This is a genomic window from Hydrogenophaga sp., assembly GCF_011772445.1.
Classification (GTDB): domain Bacteria; phylum Pseudomonadota; class Gammaproteobacteria; order Burkholderiales; family Burkholderiaceae_C; genus Hydrogenophaga.
Genome location: NZ_WVZN01000008.1, coordinates 88,560 through 98,765, shown reverse-complemented (window position 1 = coordinate 98,765; position 10,206 = coordinate 88,560). Strand labels below are relative to the sequence as shown.

Genomic DNA, 10,206 nt, shown 5'->3' with positions numbered 1-10,206 from the left:
TGCTCAAGGGCGGGGCGATCACCAGCACGCAGCTGGCCGTGGACGAGCAGCGCAATGACTTCGAGAGCGACGGCGGCCTGGAATTGGAAGACGTACACAACGAGGCGCGCTACAAGGCCAAGGCCAGCAGCGCAGGTGCGGGCGTGTACGTCTCCGACAAGAAGAACGGCGACGGCACAACGGCGCTGGGCCCGGATGGCCAGCCCTTGAAGGACATAAGCCGCCCCAGCGGCGTGGGCTTGGGCGACGACAAGGGCCATGCCAGCAGCACCACGCGTTCGGGCATCAGCGGCATCGCAGGCGACAAGGAGGCCCGAACGGGGGACGCCGAGACGGGGCTTGCGCCGATCTTCGATCAGAAGAAGGTCAAGGAAGACATCGGGGCCCAAGTGGTCATCACCAAGGGGTTCGGCCAACAGGGCAGCAAGGCGGTGGGTGACTTCGCCGCGCAGCAACTCCAAGACGCCCGCGAAAAACGCCAACAGGCCGAGCAGGCCGAAGCCGCGGGCGATGCGGCGCTTGCGGCCCAATTGCGTGGCGAAGCGCAGCAACTGCAGGACGAGTGGGGCGATCAGGGAACGATGCGCCTGCTGGCGCACACCGTCATCGGTGGGTTGACAGGCGGAGCCGCTGGCGCGGCGGGCTCCGCCATGGGCACGCTCAGCGCGCCCGTGGTGGCCGACGCGCTGCGAGACGCCGGCATCGATGGCGTGCTGGCCGATGGCCTGACGGCGCTGCTCATCACCGGCGTGGGCACAGCCGCCGGTGGTTCGGCGGGCGCTGCCGCTGCGTTCAACGAGGTCACGAACAACTACCTCAGCCATCAGGAGCGCGCGACCCTGAACAAGGCCGACAAGGCCTGCAAGACCTCAGGCCAGCAATGCGACACCGCAGCGGCGCTCAAATACAAGGACGAACTCAGCGATCGATTGCTGGCCAATGCCGTGGCCGCGTGTGAAGGCCAGGCGTGCAACGACGCGGTGAACTTCATCAACCAGCAGCTGGCGGCAGTGGGCTGCACCGCCCCGCAAGCCTGCCCCGACCAGACGACCCTGCTGGGTTACTGGAACGTCGCGCAACAAAAGGCGCAGGGGCTTGAAGGGGTCTACCCAGAGACCTGGCTGCTCGATGCCAAGGCCGTGCTGGACCTGGGCAAGCTCGGCATCCGGGTGTTGGCTGGCAGTGCCAAGGGTAGTCTGGATGCGCTCCATACGCTGAGCAAGGCGTCTGCCGATGATCTGGCCAAGGTCAACAACAATGCGCTTCGGGATGACTGGCAGCAGTTCGATCACTACCGGAAGCCCAGCTCGATGCGACCGGGGGGTGAGTGGGATTGGCAAAAGCAAGCACCCAACAACGGAGCCGTTCCGGGTACATCGAGAACATCAACCATCGAACAAGGCAGAACCCTCGATCGCTACGGCTCTCGAAGTGGCGAGTACTTATCCCCGGTCAACACGCCGCTTGAACAACGGGCATTGCCCCCAGGAAAGCAGGCCGATCCGTACGAACAGTACTCAGTGCTCAAGCCGTTCACAGTTGTGGAAGAGAAGATCGCGCCGGCATTCAATCAGCCGGGCGGCGGGGTGCAGATGCGCGCGAAAATTCCGGAAGTGCAGAACCGCTTTGCAACTATCGACGATCTAATTCGACACGGTTACTTTAAGGATCCAGCCAAATGAAAATTCAATGGAGCGAGGAATATGAGTTCGTGCAAACACCAGAGCCAACCCCTGACTGGGCGTTGCGCGAGTTGGCACTGGAGCTACAGCGCTTAAAGATCGATATCAATGTTCGCCTGCTGGGTGTCCCGGATGCATTCCCGGATGGCGGATGGTGCATCCACAAGGAGGACGACATCTGGCTCGTGTATCACAGTGAGCGGGGCCGACGTTCGGGGGCCGCCATATTCACCAGTTCGTTCGACGCTGCCAACTTCTATTTGTGGAGCCGAGTAGCGCACCCAAGGAATGACAACAGCGATGTGGGCATGTTGCCAAGGCTTAAAAAATGAAGGGCAAACGACAGATGCGAGGCATATGCCGACGGTGCAAGGTGGTCAGGAAATGATCAAGGACCTGATCTGGAACGGCTAAGTGAAGGACCCGTCAGATCGAAGTTGGCAAAGCCACCTACATCGAAGCCGACAACAACGCCTGGGTTGCATTCGCCCCACTCTACGCCAAGAGCAGCGGTGTGCTCGGCTTCAGCAGCACCGAGACACGCCGCCTGGACCGCCACACCTGCGCCCAGGTCAGCTCGCTCGGCGGGCGCCACGTGGCCGGGCCCTAAGCGCCGACGGCGACATCGAACTGCGCGGCTCCCACACCATCGCCGACGAAGACCTGAACATTTAAAGCAGTCAATGAACCTTCTACGAAATGACAGCCAGTCGCTTATGTTGGAGTTGGCAGAAACTGAACTACTTGTATTGAGGGTATGCCTTCGAGAGGCTTTTGCTACGCTGGATAAGCATGAATTTCCGCTTCGCGTCGGAGTTGTTTCGACTGAACCTCGCATTGGGGTGACGGGCGCTTCATCAACCAGCAGTTGGCCGCGCTGGGCTGCACCGCGTCGCAAGCCTGCCTCGACCAGAGCAGCGCGGCATTCCCGGTGCTGGCGGGCAGGGGCAAAGGGCAGCCCGGATGCGCTCATTGCGCTGAGCAAGGCGTCTGCCGTTGAACTGGACAAGGTCAACAACCATGCGCTTCGGGATGACTGGCGTCAGTTCGATCACCACAGAAACCCCGCCTCGACGCGTCTGGAGGGTGAGTGGGGTTGGCAGGATGAGCGCCCAACAGCGGTGCCGCGCCTAGTACATCAGGAGCCGCACCGGTCGAATCCGCCGCAGAGCGCAGGAGCTGGAGTACCTCGGAAGCAACGGCCATGTTCCAAGTCTCGATGGAACGCGACTAGTCAAACCGTAGTGCCATGATCAGCCTGATTGACATCGCTCCCGCATTTTTGTTCGTGCAGGGCAAGGATTTTTCTCCTGATTCCAAAACGGCGGACTACAGGCCAAATGAGTTTGGCAACGCAGTCCTTGTGATGGCGGGGCCGCAGTTTTCTCTTCGATTCGAGCGTGACCGAGGGCAAGTCTTTGTCGATGCAGGGAACGCAATCGCCGGATGGCACAAGCTCGAATATGTCTTGGAGTTCGTGAATCAATCGATCACGCAGCAACATCTTGGCGAGCCGCCAGATGCTGAGACCTTGGCCACTGTGCTTCTGCGGAACTGGGACGAAGTGACACGCGTGTTCTCCGATCGAAGGCTGGTGTCGCAGCTTCAGGACTTTTCCAAGGAGAGGACTGCCACCCTCCTGAGCAGGATATTCCGCACACCATGAGGCTTCGCGTCGAATCTCAAATCGCTGCGGAGAGGTGCAGGCCATGCAGGCGCGGTGGAGACGCTTGACGCCATCGGTCACACCGACAGCGCGCGCATGAAAGCCCTGGGCGCGGCCACGGCCGGGCTGCAGGTCCGCCAAGGCATCAACACCGTCGCCCAGGCGCAGCGCCAGGGCGACGCCAGCGGCGGCATGGCCATCAACTTCAGCATCGGCAGTTCCAGCAGCCGCAGCACCAGTGAGGCGAGCTCGGACAGCGCCCAGCGTCGGGGCAGGCACGTCGAGTTGAACCGGACGCAGCTTTGTTGACAGCGCTGACGAGCACGTGATGATTTTGTTACGCCTGCTTTGACGATCCCCCCGGAAATCGGATGGTCCCAGATACTTTGCCTCTTCACTGAATAGACCCCGCTGGCCGCTGCCGCCGAACCCTTCACGGGTCGTGCCGCAGTACCCAGCCGGCCTCATCCCTGCCAATCGGCAGCCCATGAAGCCATCGCCAGGTGACAGGCTTTCAGCCGCGCGCTGACGCCTCGCCCCTCGCGCTCCCTTCCCCCAGTTTGTTTGTCCAAGTGGCCGCCCGGCGGGGCCGGCTGCGGGGATGTTTCGTCTTGCCTCGCCGAAAAATCAAGAGAACTTGCACATGAACCCGTCCTATGCCTTGTTGGCCACTGCTTTCGCGTTGACGCTCACCGCCTGTGGTGGCGGTGGCGACGATGCCCCGCCGCCGGCTGCGGCGCCTGCCCAAACCTCCGTTTCACTCGCAGAATTCGAAGGCGTCTGGAAGCGCGACGCCGCGAACGACAGCTGCAACATTGATTTCGTCTACAACACGGCGTACGCGTCCCGCATACGCGACGTCACGTTGACGAATAAGGGCAATGGCGTCCTGGAAGTCGCCAACGCTGTGCTGGTCTACGGGGATGACACCTGCACCGTCAAGCAAGGCTTGGTGACGGAGAGGTACACCGTAAACGTTGCACAGGCGACTCGTGCTGGCCGGGACAACGTGATCAAAGGCGTGTTCACCCTGGTGGGTAGCACGATCTCAGGCGATGGGGGCTTGGGGGTCAACCTCAACGCAATGCCCGATGGCCGCATGAGCGGGATCATCACCAATACAAAGGTGATCGGCGATGTACACAACGCGCGCCTTCAGTTTGCAGATGCAGACGCTGGCGTGCCGGTCGACGCGGATGGCTATCCGAACGACTTCTACGCCGAAAACTACTTCGTTCGCTGAGTATTGCGCCGCTTCCGATTCATCCCATGTCCTTCATCCACCCCGTCGCCTTTCGCTGGGGCGCGGCGCTGCTGTGCGTCGCCTTCTTCCTGTCCGGCTGCGCCACAGGTCCTGCGCCCGGCATACCGCCCACACTGCCGGGTTCCGTCAAGGTGCAGTACTCGACGACTTTTGCTGACGGTTCCCGGCTCAAGGAGACGCCACAAGAAGTGCGCATGGTCAAACCGGAGACCACCGGCAAAGTGGTGGCCGCACAAGTGGCTCTCAACATTCTCATGCTGGCCACCGGCGTCGGTGGTGGGTTTCAAACGTTCAGCAAGAACGACTTGGTGGGCGACCGCATCGAATCGGCACAACGCGACAATCTGCGCAACCCCACTTCTACGGATTTCGTTCGGCGTCTGGATGACCGCGTGCAGGCGGCCATGAATGCCGACGAGACGCTGCGTCAGCGTGCATTCGAGCACCCACTGGTGGTGGCGGGCGGCAACGCCCGTCTGGTGTACGACGCCTTGGCAGGTACGGACGAGGAGAAGTTCGCGCTCAAGTCCAGGCTGCAGATATACAAGCGCAAGGAGGGCGCCAGTCTGTGGTCGCCCAGCGTCATCGTGGATTGCGCCGAGCCTTCAGGCGAGCCGCTGCCTCACGCCGAATGGGCCGCCGACGACTACGCTCTCGTGCGAACAAGCTTGCAGTCCATGCTCGACGCGTGCGAAGGCGCGGTCCTCGCGCGCTTACCGGAGCTGCTCAAGGAATAGTGAGGCTACGCGGGAACCGCATGGCGCAGGCGGCGCTTCTCTCCTTCGGCACCGTGGTTGCCATCAACCCAGGGTCGGACATGGGAGGGCCTTGGCCAGAAGAGGAAATGGGCTCGCGGCGAGAATCGCCGCCATCATGATGTCTTCTTCCTATTTGCGCATGGCCCTCATCCTGGGTCTGCTCTCGGCCATCGGGCCTTTCGCCATCGATATGTACCTGCCCGCGCTGCCGGCCATCGGCGCCGCGCTGGGGGCCGAGGTGGGCGCGGTGCAGTTGAGCCTGACGGCGTTTTTCCTGTCGCTGGGCGTGGGGCAGTTGTTGTACGGCCCGGTGTCCGACATGGTGGGCCGCAAGCCGCCGCTGTACTTCGGCCTGGTGCTGTTCACGCTGGCCAGCGTGGGCTGCGCGCTGGCCACCGATATCCAGACGCTGGTTGTCCTGCGTTTCCTGCAGGGGCTGGGCGCGGCGGCGGGGTCGGTCATTCCGCGCGCCGTGGTGCGCGACCTGCACACCGGCACCGAGGCCGCGCGCCTGATGTCGCTGTTGATGCTGGTGTTCAGCGTGTCGCCGATCCTCGCGCCGCTGGCGGGCAGTGGCGTGATCGCGCTGAGCGGCTGGCGCGGCGTGTTCTGGGCCGTGGGCCTGGCGGCGGTGGCGGGTCTGCTGCTGGTGCGCACCACCCTGAACGAGACGCGCCCGCCCGAGCAGCGGCTGGACAGCAGCGTAGGCAGCGCCCTGCGCGGCTACGGCGTGCTGCTGCGCGACTGGCACTACATGGGGCTGGTGGGCATCGGCAGCGCGGCGCTGGCGGGGTTTTTCGTGTTCCTGGCAGGCTCGCCTTTCGTGCTCATCAACCACTACGGCCTCAGCCCCACGCAATACAGCCTGGCCTTCGGCTTCAACGCCTTCGCCTTCATCGGCGCGTCGCAGTTCACCGCCCAGCTGGGCCGGCGCGTGGGCCTGGTGCCGATGGTGAAGTTCGCGGCCACGGCCTCGGGTCTGTTCATGGCGGCCTTGCTGGCCTACTACCTGCTCGGGGGCGACGACCTGCGCGTGCTGATCGCGCTGTTCTTCATCGCCAGCGCCTTCATGGGCCTGGTGATCCCCACCGTGTCGGTGCTGGCGCTGGAAGAGCACGGCCCCATCGCCGGTACGGCCTCGGCGCTGATGGGCACGCTGCAGATGCTGGTGGGCGCGGTGGCCATGGGGGTGGTGGGCCTGTTCGCCAACGGCCAGCCGCTGCCCATGGTGGCGGGCATGGCGATGGGTTCGCTCACCAGCGTGGCGCTCACCTGGCTCACCCTGGCGGGGCCGCCGCGCACGCGGCTCGCCACCTGAGCGTGCAGACAGTTGCCATTGGCAAGTAAAAACTTGACAATGGCAAGCATGTCGACCACCATTGATCCCTCGTCCGTGGCGCCCGCCGCCGTCAAGGCGGTGCGCCGCTTCAACCGCTTCTACACCCGCCGGGCGGGCGTGCTCTCGCCCTACCTGGGCGGCGATCTGTCGCTGACCGAGGTGCGCGTGCTCTATGAGCTGGCACACCACCAGGGCCTGGTGGCCGCCGAGCTCATCCGCGAGCTGGGCATGGACGGGGGCTATCTCAGCCGCATCCTCAAGCGCTTCGAAAACGCGGGCTGGCTGAGCCGCACGCCCAGCCCGACGGACGCGCGCCAGAGCCTCCTCACGCTCACCGAGGCCGGGTACGCCGCTTTCGCGCCCATGCAGCAGAAGTCGCGCGACGAGGCCGCTGCGCTGCTGGCCGCGCTGGCGCCGGGCGACCAGCAGGCGGTGGTGGAGGCGATGGCGCGCATCGAGCAACTGCTGGAGCCGGCTGCCGCGCCGCGCACGCGCGCGGCGGTGCTGCGCGACCCGCGCCCTGGTGACATGGGCTGGGTGGTGCAGCAGCACGGCGAGGTCTACGCACGCGAGTACGGCTGGAACATGGAATTCGAAGCCCTGGTGGCCGACATCGTGGCCAAGTACGTGCGCCACTTCCAGCCCGAGTGGGAGCGCTGCTGGATGGCCGAGCTCGATGGCGAGCGCGTGGGTTCGGTGTTCGTGGTGCGCAAGTCGGCCACCACGGCGCAACTGCGCATGCTGCTGCTGACGCCGGCCGCGCGTGGCCTGGGGCTGGGCGCGCGCCTCACGGACGAGTGCCTGGCCTTCGCGCGGGCCAAGGGGTACCGCAAGATGGTGCTGTGGACGAACAGTTGTCTGGGCGCCGCGCGCGACATCTACGCGCGGCGCGGCTTCGAGCTCGTGAAGTCGGAGCCGTACGAGGGCTTCGGGCAATCGCTGGTGGGCGAGACCTGGTCGCTCAAGCTCTGAGCATCCTCCGATCGGACCAGTGTTCCGCGGGCCCGTGGCGCATCGGCCTGTGATGGATCGCAGTAAGCATGCTGACTTCGATTCACCACCTCCGGTCTTGCCATGTTCGACATCCGTTCCGCCGCCACGCGGCGCTTCGTTCGCGCCGCGTCTTTCACTCTCGGCGCCATCGCCGCGGCCAGCGCGGTCCATGCCGCCTCGTCCAGCTTCGGCCTGGCCGTGCTGCCCGACACGCAGTTCTATTCGCGCTACTCCGTCGTGGGCAACCAGTTCATGCTGCGCTACGGCAGCGAGCCGTATGCGTCGCAGACGGCCTGGCTCGCGCAGCACGCGCGCTCGCTGAACATTCCCTTCGTGGTGCACCTGGGCGACGTGGTGGACCGGCCGGGCAATTCAGGCGAGTGGGGCGTGGCCGACCGCGCCATGAAGACGCTCGAAGACGCGGAGCTGCCGTACTCCATCCTCGCGGGCAACCACGACGTGACGGTGGGCTGCGGCTACGTGGGCCGCCAGGACGATTGCACCGACGCGCAACGCAACCCCGCCAACGAGCTTTACCTGCGCACCTTCCCCACCACGCGCGCGGCCACGCAGGCCACCTTCGGCGGGCGCGACCCTTCGGGCTTTCACGAGTACCACATCTTCGAAGCCGAAGGTCAGCGCTTCATGTCGCTGGCCATGTCCTGGCGCGCGTCCGACGCGGCCATCGCCTGGGCGCGCAACGTGATCGCCAGTCACCCCACGGTGCCGGTCATCCTGACCACGCACGACTACCTGGCCATCGACAGCGACGCCGTCACCGCCAAGGACACCCCGTACGGCGACTTCCTGTGGGAGCGCCTGATCAAGGACAACGACCAGATCTTCCTGGTGCTCAACGGCCACAACCACGGCTCGGCGCGCAAGTCCCGCGTCAACGACTTCGGCAACCGCGTGCACGAGGCCGTGTCCGACTACCAGATGGCCTACCAGGGCGGCAACGGCTACATGCGGATCTATGAGTTCGACCTGACGGAGAACAAGATCAAGGCGCTGACCTTCTCGCCCTGGGTGCCCATGAAGCCCAAGGCCACGCTCAACGCCTTCGACCGCGCGGTGCTCAACGAGCCCAACAACGAGTTCGAGATCGACATCGACTTCCGCGAGCGCTTCCGCCGCTTCGCGCCGGGCTTCGGCCCGGCCTCGCCCACGCGCGAGCAAGCCATCGTCGAGCAGGCGCGCGCCATGATCCTGGACGGCTACGAAGAGCCCACGCCGCCCGCGACCGCGCTGCCCTACGACAGCGAGGACTACCCCAGCCACCCCGACACCGTGGCCCACTGGCGCTTTCACCGCGGCGTGCCCGGCCAGCCGGTGGCGGCCGATGCGCAGGTGCGCGACGAGACCGGCGCCAACCCGCTGCGCCGTGGCCTGGCGGCCAGCGCGCCGCTCGACGGCGCCGTCTGGTCGGTCGAGCGCCACGCCCGCACCGCCGCCAATGGCAGCGTGTGCTTCACCTCACCGAACAACCCGAACGCGCACTACTTCGCCACGCTGGCTGGCGTGCCGATCAACAACGACTACCTCATGACGGGCTACACCGTCGAGGCCGTCATGAAGATCGACCGCAACTGGAGCGCGGCCAACAACGCCTGGATGAGCGTGATGACGCGCGGCGGCAAGCGCCTGTCGGTGCCCGGCTGGAGCGGCAGCTACGGCGATTCGAGCACCCTGCAGTTCGCCATCTCCAACCTGCGCGAGGTGCAGTGGGAGATCACCACGATGCCGTCGCCGGGACGCCTGCAGTCCAAGACCAACTGGTCGGGCGAGATCATGGCCGACCAGTGGGAGCACGTGGCCTTCGTGAACGACCCGCTCACGCACGACACCACCATGTACGTGGCCGGTGCGCCGGTGCTGCGCAACGTCACCAACGCCATCGGCATCGCGGGCGTGCCCGACCAGCCCTGGGTCGTGGGGGGCTCCATCAACGGCTCGGCCGGCAGCGGCTTCTTCGGTTGCATCAGCGAGATCCGCGTCACCCGCGCCGCGCTGACGCCCGCGCAGTGGTTGACGGCGCGCAAGCACCGCGTGGAGCCCACCGGCTCGCGCGTGGTGGTGCAAGGGACCGACGCCGACGACCAGATCTTCAGCACCGTGGGCGCCAACCGCGTCGTCGGTGGGGCGGGCAAGGACACCTTCGTCTACCGCAGCCTCCGCGAGGCGGGCGACACGATCGCCGACTTCTCGCCCGCGAACGACCACCTGAACCTGCAGGCCCTGCTGGCGTCGGTGGGCTACCGCGGCGGCAACCCCATGGCCGACGGCGTGGTGCGTGTCATCGACAGCCCCAACGGCGCCATCGTGCAGATCGACACCGACGGCTCGCAAGGCCCGGCCGTGGCACGCCCCTTGGTTACCCTGACGGGCGTGACCGCCCAGGACATGGGGGCCGAGCAGTTCCTGTTCTGAACCGATCCCGTCGCACCCCACTGATCAAAGCCGGGCTTCGCCCCGGCTGCCCTGGCGCGCCGCCGCCAGATCGC

Annotated in this window: 9 protein-coding genes; all 9 read left to right on the top strand. The window is 65.4% G+C overall.

Going from position 1 to position 10,206, the window contains the following annotated elements:
* Positions 1-1,682 (top strand): TNT domain-containing protein (locus tag GTO19_RS03550; RefSeq protein WP_291018675.1); only part of this gene is annotated, 1,682 nt, incomplete at its 5' end.
* Positions 1,679-2,014 carry a hypothetical protein gene (locus GTO19_RS03545; protein WP_291018672.1) on the top strand — a complete coding sequence of 112 codons (336 nt, stop codon included), beginning with the start codon at positions 1,679-1,681 and terminating at the stop codon, positions 2,012-2,014. The genes GTO19_RS03550 and GTO19_RS03545, both read left to right, overlap by 4 nt.
* 917 nt (positions 2,015-2,931) lie before the next feature.
* A complete protein-coding gene (locus GTO19_RS03540) occupies positions 2,932-3,348 on the top strand; it encodes a hypothetical protein (RefSeq protein WP_291018669.1) in 417 nt (138 codons plus the stop codon).
* Positions 3,349-3,402: 54 nt separating this feature from the next.
* Positions 3,403-3,657, top strand: a complete 255-nt coding sequence (locus tag GTO19_RS03535; protein ID WP_291026613.1) for a hypothetical protein — start codon at positions 3,403-3,405, stop codon at positions 3,655-3,657.
* A 334-nt stretch (positions 3,658-3,991) separates the two neighbouring features.
* A complete protein-coding gene (locus GTO19_RS03530) occupies positions 3,992-4,591 on the top strand; it encodes a hypothetical protein (protein ID WP_291018663.1) in 600 nt (199 codons plus the stop codon).
* Positions 4,592-4,617: 26 nt separating this feature from the next.
* The gene (locus tag GTO19_RS03525) at positions 4,618-5,349 is read left to right on the top strand and encodes a hypothetical protein (protein ID WP_291018662.1); all 732 of its coding nucleotides are present in this window, start codon (positions 4,618-4,620) and stop codon (positions 5,347-5,349) included.
* 136 nt (positions 5,350-5,485) lie between these two features.
* Positions 5,486-6,688: a multidrug effflux MFS transporter gene (locus GTO19_RS03520; protein ID WP_291018660.1), complete on the top strand. Its 1,203-nt coding sequence runs from the start codon at positions 5,486-5,488 to the stop codon at positions 6,686-6,688.
* Between the two features lie 39 nt (positions 6,689-6,727).
* Entirely contained in the window at positions 6,728-7,681 is a 954-nt protein-coding gene (locus tag GTO19_RS03515; RefSeq protein WP_291018658.1) for a bifunctional helix-turn-helix transcriptional regulator/GNAT family N-acetyltransferase, read from the top strand.
* 102 nt (positions 7,682-7,783) lie between these two features.
* Entirely contained in the window at positions 7,784-10,132 is a 2,349-nt protein-coding gene (locus GTO19_RS03510) for a LamG-like jellyroll fold domain-containing protein (RefSeq protein WP_291018656.1), read from the top strand.
* The last annotated feature ends 74 nt before the right edge of the window (positions 10,133-10,206 follow it).